Here is a 19,009-nt window from a genome sequence, read left to right on the forward strand (position 1 = left end):
TATTTTCTTCAAAACGTAGAAAACAAAAAGTGATCGGAATTTCTTCCGACCACTCCTGCCCCTAAAGGCTGCTTTTCCAATATAATAAACACTACTTTATCAATAACGAGCTTCTACAGCGCTCCAGTCAATTATCTTCCATAATTCGGCAAGATGGTCTGCACGACGGTTTTGGTAATCAAGATAATAAGCATGTTCCCATACGTCGAATCCCAAAAGCGGAGTCAACCCCTTTGTAATAGGGTTTCCGGCGTTAGGTTCTTTTGTAATTTCCAGGTTGCCTGCGTTATCTTTAGCCAGCCATACCCAGCCTGAGCCGAATACTGCTGTACCTGCTGTAACGAATTCTTTTTTGAAGTTTTCGAACGAACCCCATTTTTTGTTAATGGCTTCGGCGAGTTTTCCCTTAGGCTCTCCACCACCGTTAGGGCTGAAAGAAAGGAAATATATATTGTGGTTCAATGTCTGTCCTGCATTGTTGAAAATAGCTCCGTCACTTTCCTTTACGATTGTCTCAAGGTCGGCATTCTCAAATTTGGTTCCGGGAACAAGATTATTCAGGTTTGTTATATAAGTCTGAAGGTGCTTACCATAGTGTAACTCGATAGTCTGTTGGCTTATAACCGGCTCTAAAGCATTTGTCGCATATGGCAACTTTGGTAATTCAAATTTCATAGCTTTTGTTTTTTGATTGTTATTATTATCGTTGTTTATATTTTGTGCTTTAGCATTACTAATAAGTAATACAGAGAGCGTTAGACACGTAAAAAATATCCTTTTCATAAACTTCTGTTTTTTAGTGTGTATGCAAAATTAACAATCTTAATCCGATATTTGTTTAACAATTAGCTGATAATTATCATAAATTGTTTTTAAGGGATTATCGCTAAAATCTATAAGTGTTGATTGTGATATAAATACAGACTATGTTTCTTAAATTATATAGATAAAGATTTTAGAAAAAGATATCAGAATAAATATGTATTTTTGTTCTCAAAATTATCGAGTATATGCTTTTTGTAGATTCGTCCTTTATTTTATCGGAAATCGTAGAAGAAAATCACCAGTTGATCCCTGTTATCAACCGTTTTGGAATAAAACTGGGGCTGGGGGATAAAACCATAGACGATATTTGCCGGAAAGCAAATATCAATACGGAGTTTTTTCTCGCCATACTCAATACTTTCCTCAACGAGGATTACTTCCCTGAGCGCAAACTCCAAAAATTCGATATTGAATTGGTGGTCACATACATAAAGCAGACTGATGCATACTTGATACACGGGCAGCTACACAATCTGGAAAAGCATCTGAACGCTTTCATATCTATGAGCGACCCCAATAACCCCCAGTTGAAACTAATAAGCCGTCTGTTTACCGAGTTTAAGAATGAACTGATAGGACAGATTGAGCAGGGGATGATGAAAGGGGATGCTCCGTTGGCTCTTCTTACCGATCTTAAAAGCATTATAATTAAACATATATCCGGAAACTTTAACGAAAATATGTGCTATGCCACTATATTTACCATAGACAGTTTTCAACGGGATTTGGAGAAGCATAACCGCATCAGGGAGAAAATCTTAAAACCCATGATTGCGGATTTGTCCGAATCGGGGATAGAAGACCTGCAGGAACTGATATCGGTTAGCCATGCTATTAAAGCAACAAAAGCACAGGCTCTGTCGCAGCGGGAGCTGGATGTACTTCGCCTCGTGGCTTTGGGGCTGTTGAACAAAGAGGTGGCCGATAAACTCAATATAAGCCTGAACACCGTATTGTCGCACCGAAAGAATATTACAGCCAAATTGGGGATAAAAACAGTATCCGGTCTGATATTCTATTGTATGACAAACGGATATATTACCGCCGACGAAATAGAACTATAATATTATGGATAAGTTAAACCGTTACATATCTTTCGAATTACTTTTTGCCCTGTTGTTTATAATAGCCTTTTCGTTGCCGTGGCTCGATATGGGATTAGTGAAAATTGTAGGTTGGGATATACCGGACATACAGAAAAAGGTAACGAAAGTAACAAATTTTTTCTCCCGCAACAAAGAGTCGGTTTATACTACATATGTTGTTTATCTCGTTCCTCTACTCAGTATCTTCAGCGCCGTATTATGGCTGTCCCTCAAAAAGAAATCAGCGCGGGTATTCCTGATGATAGCAGGCGTATTGGCTTTTGCAGTCTCTCTCAATCTTTTCTATAAGCTGCCGAAATACGGGAGCGGGGTATATCTGCTCTGTGCCACTTCTGTCCTGTCGGTAGTATATCTGATAATCGTATTCCGAAAAAAGAAAGTGCAACCGGTAATAGATGAAGATGATCTATTAGATAATCCCGGCCCGGACATTCTCAGTGAACGGTAAAGAATATTTTCACGCAAAGGCGCAAAAGGTAACACATATATCAGTAAACAGTAAACAGTCAGCAGTTAACAACTCGTATCTCGTATCTTGTCTACTCGTAACTTGTAACTGCCCGAAGGGCGAAGTAACTTGTAACTGTTAAAAGGTAACACTTATTTCAGTAAACAGTAAACAGTAAACAGTCAGCAGTTAACAACTCGTATCTCGTATCTTGTCTACTCATAATTTGTAACTGCCCGTAGGGCGCAGAAATAACATTCGCCGAAGCGAAGGCGAGGCAAACTCGTAACTATATCCAAAAAGTTACAAAAGTTACACTTTTCCCACTATTTTTTATCTGTTCCTTTTTTCCCTCTCTGTAAGTCCCCCTTGGGGAAACAACGTTCGGCGGAGCCAATTTAGGGGGCTCCTTCAATACTTCAAAGAACTATCAGCTAAGCGCTGTATATATAGATAAAATTCTAAAGATAAGATAACATATCCCTTCTGGCATAGAAATACGGATATATCGGGCACTGCAATATAGAGAGCATTTAACAAATTAAATTTGACATAGAATTATTAAATGTCATTCTTTTTTCATTTCTTTGTTGTGGAAACGATTTCAAAAAAAACAGCACGCACAATAAATGAGATATGTATATATAATATTAGGGTTTATAACTCTAAGTCTGGGTTTGTTGGGTATAGTTACACCGGGATTACCGACCACTCCTTTTATTCTTCTTACAGGTATTTTGTTTGCGAAAAGTTCGCCACGCCTGCATCAGAAGCTAATGGACAATAAGTTGACGGGTAAATATATTCGCCGGGTCAATGAAGGATTTAGCTGGAAAGGACTGGCAATTTCGATAGGAATCATGTGGAGTATGATTATATTTACGGCATTTGTCGTATTCGGATATGGCACTATGCGTTTTGTAATGCTCGGTTTAGGATTGATCGGTACCATTTCCCAAATAATAGTCCTGAGTAAAAAGAAAAGGAAAAAAGCGGTGCTGATGCCGATAGATTTACCTGATAGCAACGTGGATACGGAGGATGAACTCAAGGTATCATGAGACGCTTAAAATATGTATATTTGTGTTATAAAATATATATGCTTTCCTTTGATTTTATGCGATATTTCTGTTTCTTTGTAGAAAGGGCTACGGGAAAGGAGATTTTATTAGGTTGCAATAAATAATTTAGCTGTGCTGACCGTTGGTTCATAGAAGACATTTGTAATTTGCTGATGGACAAAATCCTGAAATCTTGAAATTAAATTTATATAATAGAAAAGTTATGGAAAATAGAAATGAACAGGACAATCAGATTCAGATAGAACTGCCGGAAGACGTAGCCCAGGGAACATACTCAAATCTAGCTATCATAGCCCATTCCTCATCCGAATTTGTCATTGATTTTGTTCGCATTTTGCCCGGATTATCGAAGGCAAAGGTACAATCACGTATTATATTGACCCCCGAGCATGCCAAGCGTTTGCTATATGCGTTAAATGAAAATATCAATAGGTTCGAAGCCCAGAACGGGCCTGTATCTGCCGATAATTCGGCCGGATTTCTTCCGCCGATAACAGGACCAATAGGAGAAGCATAAAGTTATATTTTTAACTATTAAATAAAAGATTCTTATGAAAATCGGAATTCCTAAAGAGCTGAAAGCTTTTGAAAATCGGGTGGCAGTTACACCGGCAGGTGTGTATGAGTTTGTTATTGAGGGACATGAAGTATTTGTACAAACCGGAGCCGGGCTTAGCAGCGGCTTCACCGATCTGGACTATACGGAGGCCGGAGCAACCATTCTTTCCACCATCGGGGAGGTATATGCTATCGCGGATATGATTGTGAAAGTGAAAGAGCCGATTAAAGAGGAATATGACTTGGTAAGGGAAAATCAGATTGTATTTACTTATTTCCATTTTGCCTCCAGCCTTGAGCTTACCAAGGCGATGATAAAGAGTAAAGCGATCTGTATAGCTTATGAAACAGTAGAATTGCCTGACCGCTCACTGCCCCTGCTTGTGCCTATGAGTGAAGTTGCAGGGCGTATGGCTATTCAGGAAGGTGCGCGTTTTCTCGAAAAACCGCATTTGGGAAAAGGTGTTCTTCTGGGAGGAGTACCGGGCGTAAAACCGGCACATGTAATTGTTATCGGAGGCGGTATTGTAGGCGCACAATCAGCTAAAATAGCAGCCGGAATCGGAGCCAGAGTGACTATTCTGGACAAGAGCCTGCCTCGCTTGCGTTACCTGAGCGATATCATGCCTGCAAATGTCACCACCCGTTATTCGGATGCCCATACAATCAAGGAATTGTGTAAAGACGCCGATCTGATTGTCGGAGCAGTACTCATTGCCGGAGATAAAGCCCCGCAGGTGATATCGAAAGATATGCTCAAAATCATGCAGGCCGGCACAGTATTGGTAGATGTGGCCATAGATCAGGGCGGATGTTTCGAAACATCAAAACCGACTACACATCTCGACCCCGTATTTGTTATTGATGATGTAGTACATTACTGTGTTGCGAATATACCGGGCGCTGTACCTATGACTTCTACTTTAGCCCTTACAAACGCGACATTCCCTTACGCCCTCAGTATTGCAAACCTGGGCTGGGAAGAAGCTTGCCGTCAGTATAAAGATTTACGGAAAGGACTGAACATTCTGAAAGGCGATATTGTTTACAAAGCCGTAGCCCATACATTCGGCCTTGAATATAAAGAATATTGATATCGGAAATGCGAAGTGAAAAACGGAGAATGATAAATGAAACATGAAAAATATTTTTCACTTTTTGTTTTTCACTTCAGCTAAATAATAATAGAAATCCTCATATATTTACTAATATAAAACTAATATTTATGGAACTACTAAGTACATCGTTAATAGACTGGTCAAGAGCCCAGTTTGCTATGACAGCAATGTATCACTGGTTGTTTGTGCCCCTTACCCTCGGGCTGGGGATCATAATGGCAATCATGGAGACAATGTATGTGCGTACAGGTAACGAACAGTGGAAGAAGACCGCTAAGTTCTGGATGGTCATTTTCGGTATCAACTTCGCTATAGGGGTTGCTACAGGGATTATCATGGAATTTCAATTCGGTACCAACTGGTCTAACTACAGCTGGTTTGTAGGCGATATTTTTGGCGCGCCACTGGCTATCGAGGCCACACTGGCATTTTTCCTTGAAGCCACCTTTATTTCCATTATGTTCTTCGGATGGAAACGGGTTGGCAAAAAAGCTCACTTGACAGCTACATGGTTAACTGTTACCGGAGCGACCCTTTCGGCGTTATGGATACTTATTGCAAATGCGTGGATGCAATATCCTGTGGGAATGGAGTTTAATCCGGATACTACCCGTAACGAGATGATTAACTTCTGGGATATCGCTTTATCTCCGGTAGCTATTAATAAATTCTTTCATACGGTGCTTTCGGGCTGGATACTGGGTGCGGTATTCGTAGCCGGAGTGGCTGCGTGGTATCTGCTGAAAAAGAGAGATACCGAGTTCGCCAAACAGAGTATGAAAGTTGCAGCAGGATTCGGGTTAGCGTCATCTCTTCTTATAGCCTGGACAGGACATGGTTCGGCCCAGCAGGTAGCGGATAAGCAACCGATGAAGCTGGCTGTGATGGAAGGCTTATATGAAGGTGGAGAAGGAGTGGGGCTTATAGCCTTTGCCATCCCTAATCCGGCGAAAGAGTCATATAAAGACGGTGTGGACCCATATCTAATCAATATAAGTATACCGAAAGGCCTGTCATGGCTTAGCTTTGGCGAACTGGACGCCTACGTTCCGGGTATCAAGGACATAATTGACGGCGGATACAAAGAGCCGGATGGTTCTACTGCCCTTTCATTTGCAGAAAAACAGATCAAAGGAAAAGCAGCTATCCAGGCACTCGCCGATTACAAAAAGGCTAAAAAAGAGGGAAATGAAACGGCAGCCAATGAATATAAAGAAATATTGAAGTCTAATTATTCATATTTCGGATATGGTTATCTGGATACTCCGGAGCAACTGATACCGAATATACCGTTGGTGTACTGGCCATTCCACATTATGGTTTACCTTGGGGGCTGGTTCGTATTGTTGTTCGTTGTGCTTTCCTTCTTTGTGTATAGGAATAAAGATATCGAAAATAAGAAATGGCTTCTGTGGGCGTGTCTGTGGACTATTCCTTTGGCATACATTGCCGGTCAGGCCGGGTGGATGGTTGCCGAAATCGGACGCCAGCCTTGGACTATACAGGATGTATTACCACTACAGGCAGCGGTATCGGCTATTTCTGTTAAATCGGTAATGATATCATTCTTCTTGTTCCTGGCTTTGTTTACAGCATTACTTATCGCGGAGATTCGTATTATGCTCAATCAGATTAAAAAAGGTCCGGAGGACTCTCACTAATTAAGATTTTAAGATTTAATAATTTCAAGATTTCAAGATTAAAGTCACGAAATCTCTAAAAGATATAATTATGGATTATTCATTTTTACAACATTATTGGTGGTTCCTCATATGCCTGATCGGAGGTCTCTTCGCATTCCTTCTATTTGTTCAGGGCGGACAATCGATGCTCTTCTCTTTAGCTAAAGACGAAAAAGAGCGCATGATACTTGTTAATGCTTTAGGTCGCAAGTGGGAATATACATTTACTACTCTTGTAACTTTTGGCGGAGCTTTGTTCGCATCTTTCCCATTGTTTTATTCTACCAGTTTCGGCGGGGCATATTGGGTATGGATGGCGATTCTGTTCTGCTTCGTATTGCAGGCGGTATCATATGAGTTTCAGTCGAAACCAGGTAACCTGTATGGGCGTAATACGTACCGTTGGTTCTTGTTTACCAACGGCTTGCTGGGTACGTTCCTCGTGGGGGCGGCACTGGCTACATTCTTTACAGGATCTGACTTCACAGTGAATAAAGAAAATATGACTGATGTGATAAACCCGGTTATCAGCCGTTGGGGAAGTGAATGGCATGGCTTGGAAGCTCTTGCCAATCCTCGTAATTGGCTGTTAGGGCTGACAGTTTTCTTCCTTGCACGTACGCAGGCTTGTTTGTTCTTTATCAATCGCCTTCAGGACGAAAAGCTGGTAGATCGTTCGCGTAAGTTCTTATTGTATAATTGTGTACCATTTGTAATATTCTTCTTGGCATTTGTTATCTGGGCGTTTATTGCAGACGGGTTCGCTGTAAACCCTGATACAAAAGAAGTATTTATGGAACCACATAAATACTTTAATAACCTGATAGAGATGCCTGTAACGGGTATTGTGTTTGTCGCAGGAGTTTTGCTTGTACTATTTGGCATCGGTAAAACATTATTGACTAAAGGTTATAGTTTCGGTATATGGTTTACAGGGTCAGGTACAGTGCTGACTGTATGTATGCTGCTTCTTATCACAGGGTTCAACAATACAGCTTATTATCCATCTGCTACCGATCCTCAAAGCTCGTTGACAATACAAAATTCTTCTTCGAGTGAATTCACGTTAACAGTGATGAGCATTGTTTCCATCCTTGTTCCGTTTGTGCTTGCATATATTATTTATGCATGGAATTCTTTGGAAAAGAAACGCTTCGATGTAAAAGACTTCAAAGATGACGGACATGTGTATTGATCTGTCTTGTTAAATAGAAGAGACGGGAATACCAGCAAAGTATTCCCGTCTCTTTTTTTGTCCGTTAGTTATGGGGTAGCCTTCGATACAGTCTTTGACTGTGCGTAGCATAAAAGAATCCAACATTTAAATACAACTACTGATCCGCACTTTTAGTCAGCCAGTGAGTAAAGGAGAATTTATTATTCTATTTCGGACTAATAGAAACTTTTTGTAAATTTGGGTTATGATAATCTCAATAAATGTATGAGCCAGCCATTAGCAGAACGTTTGCGTCCACGTACCCTGGACGAATATATAGGACAAAAGCATCTTGTGGGTGAGGGCGCTATCCTGCGCAAGATGATAGAATCGGGGCGAATACCGTCATTTCTTCTCTGGGGACCTCCCGGAGTAGGAAAGACGACGCTGGCCCAGATAATAGCCAACACACTGGATACGCCGTTCTATACATTGAGCGCGATAAACTCAGGGGTGAAAGATGTACGTGAGGTGATAGAACAGGCCAAAAAGAGCCAGTTCTTCAATACAAAAAGCCCTATCTTATTTATCGATGAAATCCACCGTTTTTCAAAATCACAACAGGATTCGTTGCTCAATGCGGTAGAAACGGGGGTGATTACATTGATAGGCGCCACAACGGAAAACCCTTCATTTGAAGTTATACGGCCATTGTTGTCTCGTTGTCAGGTGTACGTTTTACAATCCTTGGATAAGAATGACCTGATCGAACTGGCTCACCGTGCCGTGACACAGGATATTATACTTAAAGAGCGGAATGTCGAATTACAGGAGACCAATGCATTGCTTCGCTTTTCGGGAGGTGACGCCCGCAAGTTGTTAAATATACTCGACTTAGTGACGGGAGCAGATGTCGGCGATAAGGTTGTCATAACAGATAAGGTAGTGACAGAACGCTTGCAGGAAAATCCGGCAGCATATGATAAAGGAGGCGAGATGCATTATGACATTATTTCAGCCTTTATCAAGTCTATCCGGGGCAGTGACCCCGACGCGGCCATCTACTGGCTGGCACGGATGGTGGCCGGTGGAGAAGATCCGAAGTTTATCGCCCGGCGGCTGGTTATTTCGGCGGCGGAAGATATAGGGCTGGCAAACCCCAATGCCCTCTTACTGGCGAATGCATGCTTCGATACTTTGCAGAAGATTGGCTGGCCGGAAGGCCGGATTGTCTTAGCCGAAGCTACTGTTTATCTGGCAACTTCGCCAAAGAGTAACTCGGCATATATGGCTATAGATGAGGCTATCGCGTTGGTGAATGAAACGGGTAACCTGCCGGTCCCCTTGCATCTGCGCAATGCTCCTACCAAGCTTATGAAAGAACTGGATTACGGTAAAAACTACAAATATGCGCACAGCTTCGAGAATAACTTTGTACAGCAGGATTATGTGCCTAAAGAAATAAAAGGACGCCAATTCTGGAAGCCTCAGCAAAATGCATCGGAGAGCAAAATTGTGGAATGGCTGAAAAAATTGTGGAAGGACAGGTATTGAACAGTGTGCCGGTATGCCAATCGGTAAATGTACCAATGAAATATGGGACGGTAAAAGAACTTTATAAATGATGAAAAAAGCTGTAATCAGAATCTTTGTGGTTTTATTATCACTCTATATATTTCTATGTGGGTTTTTTTACTTTTTTCAGGAAAAGCTGATATTTTACCCTACAAAACTTGATAATAACTATATTTTCCGGTTTAAGCAGGATTTTGAGGAAATATATTTAAAAGCGCAGGATGGGACACCATTGAATAGCCTCCTGTTCAAAACAGAAAATCCGAAAGGATTGATTTTCTATCTGCATGGTAATGCCGGGGCTCTTGATTCATGGGGACATCTGGCTTCTGTATATACGGATTTAGGCTACGATGTTTACTTCCTCGATTACAGAGGATTCGGCAAAAGCGGAGGAGAGGTTGATAGCCAGAATCAATTATTCAGTGATATCCAGCTCGCTTACAATGAGATGAAGAAGCGATATGATGAGGACCAGATAATTGTACTGGGTTTCTCTATCGGAACCGGTCCGGCCGCAAAGATTGCCGCGACAAATAATCCTCACCTGCTGATTTTACAGGCTCCTTATTATAGCCTTACAAATGTTATACAGGACATTTGTCCTGTTATCCCGGGTTTTCTGGTCAAATACAACTTGGAGACATGTAAATATGTGAGTGAATGTAAAATGCCGGTTGTCATCTTTCACGGAAATAAAGACAAGGTGATTAATTATAATAATTCCATGAGATTGAAGGCTGTATTAAAAAAATCGGATTCGCTGATTACATTAGAAAATGAAGAACACAACAATATAACTGATAATGAAGTGTATAGAAGGGAAATAAAAAGGCTGCTGGATAAATGAAATAGATATGACTGTGTCCTTAATCATCTTTACAACAATCGCAACCCTCATGTTTATCCAATACCCGATGCGGAAAATCGCCGTGTCCGACAATTTCGATGGGGCAGGAGGAGTATGATTCTTCGAGCCATTCGGTCGTAATATTGGTACCGGAATGATAGTGAAGGCCTTCATTCACGCAGGCTATATTTTTAACGAGCGATATCACCGTACCCACATCATGTGAGACAAGAATAATGGCGGTGTCTTTATTTATATCTTCGAGTATTTTATAAAAATCAGTCTCAAAACGTTTGTCCACATACGAATTAGGTTCGTCGAGCACCAGCAGGTCCGGTCCGTCTATAATAGCGCGTCCAAGTAAGGTGCGTTGGAGCTGGCCTCCGGATAATGCGCCTATAGGCCTGTCGATAAGTTTATCCAGTCCCATCTGATTCGCGATTACCCCTACTTTTTCTTTTTGTTCTTTGGTATAAGGTGAAAAAATACGGTGTTTGATAGTCAGCCCCGATAGTATAACATCGTGTACAGATATGGGGAATTTTTTATCTATCTGATTTATCTGGGGCAGATAACCGATGTTTATCTTATCTGTTTTTACGTTATTCCTGAAAAAAGATATAGTGCCGTTCGCTGGTTTTACAAGCCCGAGTATCGTTTTCAACAAAGTGGTCTTTCCACCGCCGTTAGGGCCGATAATACCCAGAAAATCGTCTTGAAAAACATTCAGGTTCACGTTTTTCAAGACATAAGGGCTGTCATCATATCCGACCGATAGGTCTCTTATTTCAAGTATCTTACTCATCAGTTTTCCTGTGCCAATGCTTTGGCTATTTTTATCATTTCTTCGTCCCAATTATACGATAACAGGTTTATCCGGATTGTTTTCCCATTTATCGCTTCTGCTACGGTTTCTGCATTTTTCGTATCGAATTCCTGCTGAATGAATACAACTTTTACTCCTTCAGCTTTTGCTTTGTCAATCAGTTCCTTTAACTGGGATGGAGATGGATTTTTTCCCTCGTATTCTATTGAATACTGAGTCAGTCCGTATTCATCGGCAAAATAGCTGAGTGCAGGATGATAGATTATAAATGATTTGCTCGGGGCTTTGTCTAAATACGATTTTATAATGCTGTCGGTATTGTTTATTCCCGACACCAACTTGTTGTAATTAGCCGTATAATCAGCTTCATTTTCGCCATCAAGTTCTAACAATGCTTTATACATGTTTTCGGCTATGATCTTAGCCGACCTTACCGAACTCCATGTATGCGGATCACCTCCGGCATGTCCGTATGTATGATTGTGTTTGTGACTGTCATCTTCGCAATGTATATGGGCATCACCTATAGGTTCTATTCCTTGCGAACAGTTTACTATCTTAAGTTCCGGATTACTCTGCGATACTTTATCTATCAATGTATTTTCTATGCCCAAATAACCGATTTTGAAGTATGCCACACTTTTGTCCATAGCCATCATCTGTGATGGGGTGAAGTCTGCACTTTCGGGATTGGACCCGGATGGAACAATACAATTTATCTGATAATGGTCCCCGGCAATTTTACTCAGGAAATATTTTTGTGGTTCTATAGTTACCGACAGAGTCCGGATTTTATCTGCTTTAGATGGTTTACAACCACTAAGAGATAGAATACCCAGTAATATCATGGTAACAACTAATTTATAACTCATAACTTATAATTTATAACTTGCGTCAGACCTATTCTCCTTTTGTTAGATCGTATATCTTGCGGATACGGTTCAGTTCTTTTTCAAAGTCTATTTCCAGATCGTGGAGTATACCGTCGTTCAAGTCATAGACCCAGCCGGCCACACGCGGATATCCCTTTGCCAGATACGATTTCTGTACTTCCGCCGTCTTTATTATATTCAGACATTGTTCGTATACGTTTATTTCTACCAGGCGGTTATACCTGGCTTGCGGGTCGGAAATGGTATCCAGTTCTTTCTCATGCAGGCGGTATACATCACGTATGTTACGCAGCCACGGATTCAGTATTCCTAAATCTTTAGGCTCCATAGCGGCTTTTATCCCCCCGCAATTGTAATGTCCGCATACAATGATATACTTTACATTCAGGTACTCCACCGCATAGTTTATTACCGACAATACATTAAGGTCATTGTTGACCACCATATTGGCAATATTACGATGTACAAATACTTCTCCGGGTTGAAGCCCCATTATTTCATTTGCATGCACACGGCTGTCGGAACATCCTATATAGAGATAATCGGGGTTTTGTTCATTTGCCAGATGGGTAAAAAAGTCCGGATTGTCCTCGCTTATTTTCTCTACCCATTTTTTATTTGCATCGAATATACCCTTGTATGATTTTTGTATTTCCATTATGTTTTATAAGTCTTTTACTTGTTTCAGAATACCGAGCACTTGTTCAACCAGTGAACGTGTCCCATCATTAACAATTACAAAATCAGAAAGTTTAGCTTTCTCTTCATCCGGCATCTGGTTTTGCATACGTTCCAGTACTTTTTCGCGGGTAGTATTATCCCGTTTCATAGTGCGTTCCAGTCTTATTTCCAGAGGTGCGTATACCATCACTATCCTATCCATAAGCTTATTGAAACCAGACTCGAAAAGAATCGCGGCTTCGTGTGCTATCACCGGATAATGTGCATGGTCAGTTACCCATTCTTTGAAATCTTTTTCTACTTCGGGATGTATTATTGCGTTTACCTCCTCCAATTTGGCTTTATCATTGAATATATGGGAAGCCAGCAAAGCTTTATTCAGCACACCGCCCTCAAATAATTCCTTCCCATAGATATTAATCAACTTTTCCTTTATGACTGGGGAAGTTGCCACAAGCCTTTTACTTTCTGCATCGGCAATGTAAACAGGAACATTACAAAGAGAAAATATTTCGGAAACGGTAGATTTGCCACTGCCTATTCCCCCTGTTATACCCAATTTAATCATTTTGTGAAGGATTGTAATTAAGTAAAAGTATATAATTATAGATGTATTCCGGCCCTATATCAATTCTTGAAAAACATATCATTAACTATTATTTACTTAGTGTTGTATTTAAGCCTTTTCCAATCAGTTGATAGCTTAGTAAATAATAGGTCCGCAACCTATTTCTGCTCCAGCACAAATTCCACTTCGGAAGGAACAGGTCCTTTTGTCTGTATATAATCCGGACTTTCGGTTATCCGTACAGGAATTGAGGCTTCTTTCAGGTCTTTGAGGTCATTATAGTCTACAATTACCTGAAAATCGTGAGACGAAATATCGTTATATCTTTTGATACCGACAAAGAACGGGATCTTGATAGACGACGGGAAGAACTTGATTGTCAGGTTTTCCGGTAAATTGATGCACTCGACAGGAACTTCCACTTCTTTTGTGCTGAATTTATCTACCGATACATTTAATTCTACAGTGTTGGGTACAAAACGAATGCCTTTGGTCTGCTTCATCGCAACCAGCATTTTTTTATCCTCTGTTACTTCACGGAGCGTATCGCTGACCGTGTGAGCGTAATGCAGCGTATCCAACGCGGCACGGCTGCCGTATACAAGCACCGAATCGGGTTTGATTGTCAGCTCACCGTCGATCAGATAGCCTGATGCCAGGCTTATGTACCCGTCATATATAACAGGCAGTTTCTTCTGATGCAATACGGCATATGCATAAGATACGCGGGTAGGAGAATAGCTTATCAGTTCCGAAGAAGCAAAAAGTTTCCCCCGTACCAGCTGTTCGAAGTTTCGTCCCTGGATCACCTTTTCCTGTGTCCCTTTCACTATATCCCTTACATCTACTTCCAAAGAATCGTTTCTGTGAGTGAAATAGTATTTGAACATAGACGCCCCGTCATCTTTGATGCGTACATATATCTTCAACGGCAGTTCGTTTTCGAAAACTATACTGTCAGGTATATTCACATACTTAACAGGTATGGTAAGAGTAGACTCAAATTTTTGACGATAAACCTGCATCATCCAAAAAACTGAGGAAAGCAATACAAAAAACAAAAAAGTCAGCATCTTTTTCCATGAAATTTTTGTGAAAAACGATCTGACTTCCTGTATTATGAAATTTCTAGTATCGCTCATATAGCTATACCTGACTTATGTTTCGTTCAAAAGAATTATCTGTTGTTAGTCTGGGTATCGGCAGCAGAAACGTAAACAGAAGATTTTTCTATTGTAATTTTTATTCCGTCGGCAATTTCAAGTACAAATGTAGAGTCGTTTACCTCTTTCACTTTTCCGTGGATACCTCCGGCTGTAACTACTTTGTCTCCTACTTTGATGGCATTACGCGCTTCCTGCAATGCTTTTTGTTTCTTTTGCTGCGGACGTATCATAAAGAAATACATGATGGCAAACAATAACACCATCATCACAATCATGCTACCGCTGCTACCTAATCCCAGAAAACCTCCGCCGGCAGGTGCACCACCCTCGGCTGCTTGTAATAATACACTTAATAAAGTCATAAATTCTTTAATATTTGATTTATATTATTCTTGATTTATCTCCTTTTCTAAAAAAAGCTTTACAAATATAAGCGATTATTTTGAATTAGAGCGAAGGTGAAAATATGATAAATATTATTATTTCTTAATTATCTTCTTTTCTTCTTTCAGTTCTTTTACAATTGCATCCAAAATACCGTTTATAAAAGATGCGCTTTTAGCTGTACTATACGATTTTGCTATATCTATATATTCGTTCAGGGTTACGCTTATCGGTATGGATGGGAAGCTCACTATCTCAGCTATAGCTATCTGCATTATTACCATGTCCATGAGAGCGATACGTTCCGATTCCCAGTTTTTGGTGTATTTATCTATCAACCCGCGATACTCTTTGCCATTCCAAAGGGATTCCCGTAACAATTTCACAGCAAATTCCCTATCGGAATCGTCTTTGAACATAGGAAGCAATTCCTGAGCCGTTCCCTTATTTTCCTCAAATCGTTTAATTGTTTTCAAAACAAAAGACTCGATGATTTCAATGTCGTCATTCCAGTAAAGGCTTTCATCCTCCAGCAAGGTGTATAATTCTTCATCGGTACAAATGACGTGTTTGAACGTTTTACGCCAAAATTCGCGATCATTGTCATAATTGTGAGAATCACTTTCCATATATTCTCTATAAATATCCGAATTCAGAATATTGTCAAGCATCCTACGAACGAAAGTCTCATGTTCGTACCATGAGAACGGCCTGTCTTTAAGATATTTATTCAATTCGAGGTTTTCTCTCAACTGAAGAATAAATTTGTTTTTTAATAGTCTCGTATTTGGCTTTATATCTTCTTCTGTGGGCAAAAGTTTCGACTTGCGGTTATCGACTTTTTGGGCATAGGAGTCGGTGAGTTCAACCAAAAGTGATAGTAAATAGAAGTATAAATCGTATGATTTTTGCAGACTGAAAAGAAGCTCGTTTTCGGCTTTTCTCATGTCTGTAGTTTCACCCTGACTGTATGAAAACAGTATCTGGACAACTCTGATACGGATAAGAACGCGGTTTATCATTTCTACATTTAAAATGTTTCAGGCTGCAAAATTAAACATTTTTTTCAATAAAGTAACTATTTTCGGAATAGAGTTCATTATGGCGTCTGTAATATATTTCAGAAAACTTTATCTATACAGTCGGAATAGTCAGAGCCGGGGGCTTTAGCAGTTAGCTTACAGCTCTTTGAGAGATTGGAAACCAAGCGTTGAGTGAAAAGTGACAGAATAAAAAAAGAAAAAATGTCAGTTTTTTTTGAAAGAGTTACAAATTATTGCGCTTCAGGCTGTCTGACAAGGATGAAAAAGGTATCGGCCAATAGCTAAAAATAGCTATCTTTGTCCCCTGATAATTAAATAAATTTATAAGGGATAGACTAAACATTTATTCTGATAGAATGTTTTAAAATTAAATATGAAAAGAATAGTTATTGCAATCGACGGTTTTTCATCGAACGGTAAAAGTACAATGGCGAAAAGCCTGGCAAAACAAATCGGATACATCTATATAGACAGCGGGGCCATGTACAGGGCAGTTACACTTTTCTGCATCCAGCAAGATTTATTCGAAGATGGCAAATTGAACGAAGGTAAATTGCATGACGAAATAAAAAATATCAGAATAGAGTTTCAGTTAAACAAAGATACAGGAGCGCCTGATACGTATCTTAACGGAGAGAATGTTGAATCCGCTATCCGTAGCATGGATGTTTCATCGAAAGTAAGCATTGTGAGCGCCATTCCATTTGTGCGTCATGCAATGGTTGCTTTGCAACAACAGTTGGGTAAGGCTAAAGGCATAGTGATGGATGGGAGGGATATTGGTACAGTTGTATTCCCTGACGCTGAGATGAAAGTCTTTGTTACCGCGGATGCCACAATAAGAGCACAACGGCGTTTCGATGAGTTACGTTCGAAAGGTAATACGGAAACAACTTTCGATGAAGTATTGGAAAATCTGAAATCCAGGGACCATATGGATCAGACGCGTGCTGAAAGTCCATTGGTAAAAGCGGATGACGCCATCCTTCTGGATAATTCATATATGACCATTGATGAACAGATGCAATGGTTGCTGGAGAAGTTTAAACAAATAACAACAAACTAAATGAGTAATATAGAGATAGACGCAAAATCAGGTTTCTGTTTTGGAGTGGTCAATGCCATAAAAAAAGCGGAAGAGGAACTGGCAAAAGGAGGTACATTATATTGCCTCGGTGACATTGTACACAATAATCTGGAAGTTGACAGACTTGAACAACTCGGTTTGAAAACAATCAATCACGAGGAATTTGCAAAATTGAAAGATGCCAGGGTTTTATTGAGGGCTCATGGCGAACCGCCGTCCACATATCAGATAGCGAAGGACAATAATATTGAAATTATCGATGCTTCATGCCCGGTAGTGCTCCGCCTGCAGAAGAAGATACATGACAAGTATGATAATGAAAAAGATAATAATACACAAATAGTTATCTATGGGAAAAACGGGCATGCGGAAGTAAACGGACTGCTTGGGCAAACCGAGTCTACCGCCATTGTCATAGAAAAGAAAGACGATCTGGAGAAACTTGATTTCTCAAAAAACATCTGCTTGTTTTCTCAGACAACCAAACCGCTCGACGGATTTCAGGAAATCATTGATATCATGCAAAGCCGCATGATAGGCGATGCCAAATTTGAATTCTTTGATACCATCTGCCGGCAGGTGTCGAACCGCATTCCGAATATCAAAGAGTTTGCCTCAAAGAATGATATCATCTTCTTTGTTGCAGGAGAAAAGAGCTCGAACGGAAAGGTACTGTTTGCAGAATGTAAGAAATACAATCCAAATTCTTATTTCATAACCGCGCCGTCTGATATTGATCCCGATGTTGTCAGCAAAACCGCATCTATCGGAATCTGTGGTGCAACCTCTACACCAAAATGGCAAATGGAAGAGGTTGAAGCCAAGATAAATGAAATAAGATCGGTATTAGTTTAGCCAAATTGCTTTAAAAAATTACCGAATCAGCTATTTTATTCTTATTTTTGTACCGGATTTTCAAAAATGCAAAAGAGAATAAAATATTAGTAAAACTATGTCTACAATTAAGTGTATCGGTATTTTGACATCCGGAGGTGATGCTCCCGGTATGAATGCTGCAATCCGTGCTGTTACGCGTGCCGCTATTTATAACGGGTTGGAAGTAAAAGGTATTATGCGTGGTTATAAAGGGCTGATATTCGATGAAATCGAACCATTCAGAACCAATAGCGTAAGTAATATAATACAGCAAGGCGGTACAATACTGAAGACAGCCCGTAGTAAAGAATTTCAGACACCGGAAGGCCGTAAAATAGCTTATGAGGCCCTGCAAAGAGAAGGTATTGATGCATTGGTAGTTATCGGTGGTGACGGATCTCTCACCGGAGCTCGTATATTTGCGCAGGAGTTTAACTATCCTATCGTTGGTTTACCCGGAACTATAGATAACGACTTGCAAGGTACCGACCTGACTATCGGTTACGATACTGCACTGAACACCATTATGCAGGCTGTGGATAAGATACGTGATACAGCGAGTTCGCACGAACGTTTGTTCTTCATTGAAGTTATGGGACGTGAATGTGGTTTTCTTGCGCTGAACGGTGCTATTGCATCAGGTGCAGAAGCTGCCATTATCCCTGAAATGATGCTGCAGCAAGACCAGTTGGGAGACCTGATTTCCAATGGTTTCCGCAAAAGTAAAAACAGTAGTTTGGTCCTTGTTACCGAAGGTGACATTACCGGAGGTGCCATGGCCATGGCAGAACGTGTAAAGACTGAATATCCCCAATACGACGTACGTGTAACGATTCTGGGACATGTGCAGCGTGGAGGTTCTCCTACTGCCAATGACCGTATTCTGGCGAGCCGGATGGGTGCAGCGGCAATTGATGCTTTGCTGGACGGACAGCGTAATGTGATGATTGGCATACAGAACGACGAAATAGTGAATGTGCCGTTTTCAAAGGCGATCAAGAAAAATAAGCCGTTGCAGCAGGACTTGGTAAATACATTGAAAATTCTTTCAATATAATCAGAAAAATCTTTCGACTGTAATAGAT

At 40.4% G+C, this 19,009-nt stretch carries 20 protein-coding genes; 12 read left to right on the forward strand and 8 right to left on the reverse strand.

The window, feature by feature from the left end:
• Nucleotides 1-99 precede the first annotated feature (99 nt).
• Entirely contained in the window at nucleotides 100-675 is a 576-nt protein-coding gene (locus ACFO6W_RS03585; RefSeq protein WP_194225796.1) for a superoxide dismutase, read from the reverse strand.
• A gap of 335 nt (nucleotides 676-1,010) precedes the next feature.
• On the opposite strand from ACFO6W_RS03585, the gene ACFO6W_RS03590 reads away from it, so the two are divergent.
• The 9 genes from ACFO6W_RS03590 (at nucleotide 1,011) to ACFO6W_RS03630 (ending at nucleotide 10,400) form a co-directional block, all read left to right on the forward strand.
• Nucleotides 1,011-1,889 carry a LuxR C-terminal-related transcriptional regulator gene (locus ACFO6W_RS03590; protein ID WP_379993978.1) on the forward strand — a complete coding sequence of 293 codons (879 nt, stop codon included), beginning with the start codon at nucleotides 1,011-1,013 and terminating at the stop codon, nucleotides 1,887-1,889.
• 4 nt (nucleotides 1,890-1,893) lie between these two features.
• A complete protein-coding gene (locus ACFO6W_RS03595; protein WP_379993979.1) occupies nucleotides 1,894-2,379 on the forward strand; it encodes a hypothetical protein in 486 nt (161 codons plus the stop codon).
• A gap of 629 nt (nucleotides 2,380-3,008) precedes the next feature.
• A complete protein-coding gene (locus ACFO6W_RS03600) occupies nucleotides 3,009-3,440 on the forward strand; it encodes a YbaN family protein (protein WP_379993981.1) in 432 nt (143 codons plus the stop codon).
• 223 nt (nucleotides 3,441-3,663) lie between these two features.
• Nucleotides 3,664-3,978: a DUF3467 domain-containing protein gene (locus tag ACFO6W_RS03605; RefSeq protein ID WP_379993982.1), complete on the forward strand. Its 315-nt coding sequence runs from the start codon at nucleotides 3,664-3,666 to the stop codon at nucleotides 3,976-3,978.
• A gap of 34 nt (nucleotides 3,979-4,012) precedes the next feature.
• Nucleotides 4,013-5,113, forward strand: a complete 1,101-nt coding sequence (gene ald, locus ACFO6W_RS03610; RefSeq protein WP_379993983.1) for an alanine dehydrogenase — start codon at nucleotides 4,013-4,015, stop codon at nucleotides 5,111-5,113.
• 131 nt (nucleotides 5,114-5,244) lie between these two features.
• On the forward strand, nucleotides 5,245-6,798 hold the full coding sequence (locus tag ACFO6W_RS03615; RefSeq protein ID WP_379993984.1) for a cytochrome ubiquinol oxidase subunit I: 1,554 nt from the start codon (nucleotides 5,245-5,247) through the stop codon (nucleotides 6,796-6,798).
• Nucleotides 6,799-6,868: 70 nt separating this feature from the next.
• The gene (gene cydB / locus ACFO6W_RS03620) at nucleotides 6,869-8,014 is read left to right on the forward strand and encodes a cytochrome d ubiquinol oxidase subunit II (protein WP_379993986.1); all 1,146 of its coding nucleotides are present in this window, start codon (nucleotides 6,869-6,871) and stop codon (nucleotides 8,012-8,014) included.
• Between the two features lie 246 nt (nucleotides 8,015-8,260).
• Entirely contained in the window at nucleotides 8,261-9,529 is a 1,269-nt protein-coding gene (locus ACFO6W_RS03625; protein ID WP_379993987.1) for a replication-associated recombination protein A, read from the forward strand.
• A 67-nt stretch (nucleotides 9,530-9,596) separates the two neighbouring features.
• Nucleotides 9,597-10,400 carry an alpha/beta hydrolase gene (locus ACFO6W_RS03630; RefSeq protein ID WP_379993988.1) on the forward strand — a complete coding sequence of 268 codons (804 nt, stop codon included), beginning with the start codon at nucleotides 9,597-9,599 and terminating at the stop codon, nucleotides 10,398-10,400.
• Nucleotides 10,401-10,419: 19 nt separating this feature from the next.
• Here ACFO6W_RS03630 and ACFO6W_RS03635 read toward each other — a convergent pair whose 3' ends face one another.
• The 7 genes from ACFO6W_RS03635 to nusB all read right to left on the reverse strand — a co-directional run bounded on the left by ACFO6W_RS03635 (nucleotide 10,420) and on the right by nusB (nucleotide 15,940).
• Entirely contained in the window at nucleotides 10,420-11,205 is a 786-nt protein-coding gene (locus ACFO6W_RS03635) for a metal ABC transporter ATP-binding protein (RefSeq protein WP_379993989.1), read from the reverse strand.
• Nucleotides 11,205-12,098, reverse strand: coding sequence for a metal ABC transporter solute-binding protein, Zn/Mn family (locus tag ACFO6W_RS03640; protein ID WP_379993990.1), 894 nt, complete (start codon nucleotides 12,096-12,098; stop codon nucleotides 11,205-11,207). Before ACFO6W_RS03640 ends, ACFO6W_RS03635 begins: the two co-directional genes overlap by 1 nt.
• Nucleotides 12,099-12,126: 28 nt before the next feature.
• Nucleotides 12,127-12,777, reverse strand: a complete 651-nt coding sequence (locus ACFO6W_RS03645) for a carbonic anhydrase (RefSeq protein ID WP_379993991.1) — start codon at nucleotides 12,775-12,777, stop codon at nucleotides 12,127-12,129.
• Between the two features lie 6 nt (nucleotides 12,778-12,783).
• Complete coding sequence (gene coaE / locus ACFO6W_RS03650; protein ID WP_379993992.1) at nucleotides 12,784-13,368, reverse strand: dephospho-CoA kinase; 585 nt, start codon at nucleotides 13,366-13,368, stop codon at nucleotides 12,784-12,786.
• 158 nt (nucleotides 13,369-13,526) lie between these two features.
• Complete coding sequence (locus ACFO6W_RS03655; RefSeq protein ID WP_379993993.1) at nucleotides 13,527-14,510, reverse strand: CdaR family protein; 984 nt, start codon at nucleotides 14,508-14,510, stop codon at nucleotides 13,527-13,529.
• A gap of 35 nt (nucleotides 14,511-14,545) precedes the next feature.
• Entirely contained in the window at nucleotides 14,546-14,896 is a 351-nt protein-coding gene (gene yajC / locus ACFO6W_RS03660; protein WP_379993994.1) for a preprotein translocase subunit YajC, read from the reverse strand.
• Between the two features lie 117 nt (nucleotides 14,897-15,013).
• Complete coding sequence (gene nusB / locus ACFO6W_RS03665; RefSeq protein WP_379993996.1) at nucleotides 15,014-15,940, reverse strand: transcription antitermination factor NusB; 927 nt, start codon at nucleotides 15,938-15,940, stop codon at nucleotides 15,014-15,016.
• Nucleotides 15,941-16,334: 394 nt separating this feature from the next.
• Here nusB and cmk point away from each other — a divergent pair, with 394 nt between their 5' ends.
• The 3 genes from cmk to pfkA all read left to right on the forward strand — a co-directional run bounded on the left by cmk (nucleotide 16,335) and on the right by pfkA (nucleotide 18,981).
• The gene (gene cmk / locus ACFO6W_RS03670; RefSeq protein ID WP_379993997.1) at nucleotides 16,335-17,027 is read left to right on the forward strand and encodes a (d)CMP kinase; all 693 of its coding nucleotides are present in this window, start codon (nucleotides 16,335-16,337) and stop codon (nucleotides 17,025-17,027) included.
• Complete coding sequence (locus tag ACFO6W_RS03675) at nucleotides 17,028-17,903, forward strand: 4-hydroxy-3-methylbut-2-enyl diphosphate reductase (protein ID WP_379993998.1); 876 nt, start codon at nucleotides 17,028-17,030, stop codon at nucleotides 17,901-17,903.
• A 97-nt stretch (nucleotides 17,904-18,000) separates the two neighbouring features.
• Nucleotides 18,001-18,981: a 6-phosphofructokinase gene (pfkA, locus tag ACFO6W_RS03680; RefSeq protein ID WP_379994000.1), complete on the forward strand. Its 981-nt coding sequence runs from the start codon at nucleotides 18,001-18,003 to the stop codon at nucleotides 18,979-18,981.
• Nucleotides 18,982-19,009: the final 28 nt, after the last annotated feature.

This window comes from Dysgonomonas termitidis (assembly GCF_042654545.1).
Lineage (GTDB): Bacteria > Bacteroidota > Bacteroidia > Bacteroidales > Dysgonomonadaceae > Dysgonomonas > Dysgonomonas termitidis.

What these genes read in the sequence shown, in the direction of transcription:
- ACFO6W_RS03585 (WP_194225796.1), bottom strand. Translation starts at nt 675, where the DNA reads ATGAAATTTGAATTACCAAAGTTGCCATATGCGACAAATGCTTTAGAG.
- ACFO6W_RS03590 (WP_379993978.1), top strand. Translation starts at nt 1,011, where the DNA reads ATGCTTTTTGTAGATTCGTCCTTTATTTTATCGGAAATCGTAGAAGAA.
- ACFO6W_RS03595 (WP_379993979.1), top strand. Translation starts at nt 1,894, where the DNA reads ATGGATAAGTTAAACCGTTACATATCTTTCGAATTACTTTTTGCCCTG.
- ACFO6W_RS03600 (WP_379993981.1), top strand. Translation starts at nt 3,009, where the DNA reads ATGAGATATGTATATATAATATTAGGGTTTATAACTCTAAGTCTGGGT.
- ACFO6W_RS03605 (WP_379993982.1), top strand. Translation starts at nt 3,664, where the DNA reads ATGGAAAATAGAAATGAACAGGACAATCAGATTCAGATAGAACTGCCG.
- ald (WP_379993983.1), top strand. Translation starts at nt 4,013, where the DNA reads ATGAAAATCGGAATTCCTAAAGAGCTGAAAGCTTTTGAAAATCGGGTG.
- ACFO6W_RS03615 (WP_379993984.1), top strand. Translation starts at nt 5,245, where the DNA reads ATGGAACTACTAAGTACATCGTTAATAGACTGGTCAAGAGCCCAGTTT.
- cydB (WP_379993986.1), top strand. Translation starts at nt 6,869, where the DNA reads ATGGATTATTCATTTTTACAACATTATTGGTGGTTCCTCATATGCCTG.
- ACFO6W_RS03625 (WP_379993987.1), top strand. Translation starts at nt 8,261, where the DNA reads ATGAGCCAGCCATTAGCAGAACGTTTGCGTCCACGTACCCTGGACGAA.
- ACFO6W_RS03630 (WP_379993988.1), top strand. Translation starts at nt 9,597, where the DNA reads ATGATGAAAAAAGCTGTAATCAGAATCTTTGTGGTTTTATTATCACTC.
- ACFO6W_RS03635 (WP_379993989.1), bottom strand. Translation starts at nt 11,205, where the DNA reads ATGAGTAAGATACTTGAAATAAGAGACCTATCGGTCGGATATGATGAC.
- ACFO6W_RS03640 (WP_379993990.1), bottom strand. Translation starts at nt 12,098, where the DNA reads ATGAGTTATAAATTAGTTGTTACCATGATATTACTGGGTATTCTATCT.
- ACFO6W_RS03645 (WP_379993991.1), bottom strand. Translation starts at nt 12,777, where the DNA reads ATGGAAATACAAAAATCATACAAGGGTATATTCGATGCAAATAAAAAA.
- coaE (WP_379993992.1), bottom strand. Translation starts at nt 13,368, where the DNA reads ATGATTAAATTGGGTATAACAGGGGGAATAGGCAGTGGCAAATCTACC.
- ACFO6W_RS03655 (WP_379993993.1), bottom strand. Translation starts at nt 14,510, where the DNA reads ATGAGCGATACTAGAAATTTCATAATACAGGAAGTCAGATCGTTTTTC.
- yajC (WP_379993994.1), bottom strand. Translation starts at nt 14,896, where the DNA reads ATGACTTTATTAAGTGTATTATTACAAGCAGCCGAGGGTGGTGCACCT.
- nusB (WP_379993996.1), bottom strand. Translation starts at nt 15,940, where the DNA reads ATGATAAACCGCGTTCTTATCCGTATCAGAGTTGTCCAGATACTGTTT.
- cmk (WP_379993997.1), top strand. Translation starts at nt 16,335, where the DNA reads ATGAAAAGAATAGTTATTGCAATCGACGGTTTTTCATCGAACGGTAAA.
- ACFO6W_RS03675 (WP_379993998.1), top strand. Translation starts at nt 17,028, where the DNA reads ATGAGTAATATAGAGATAGACGCAAAATCAGGTTTCTGTTTTGGAGTG.
- pfkA (WP_379994000.1), top strand. Translation starts at nt 18,001, where the DNA reads ATGTCTACAATTAAGTGTATCGGTATTTTGACATCCGGAGGTGATGCT.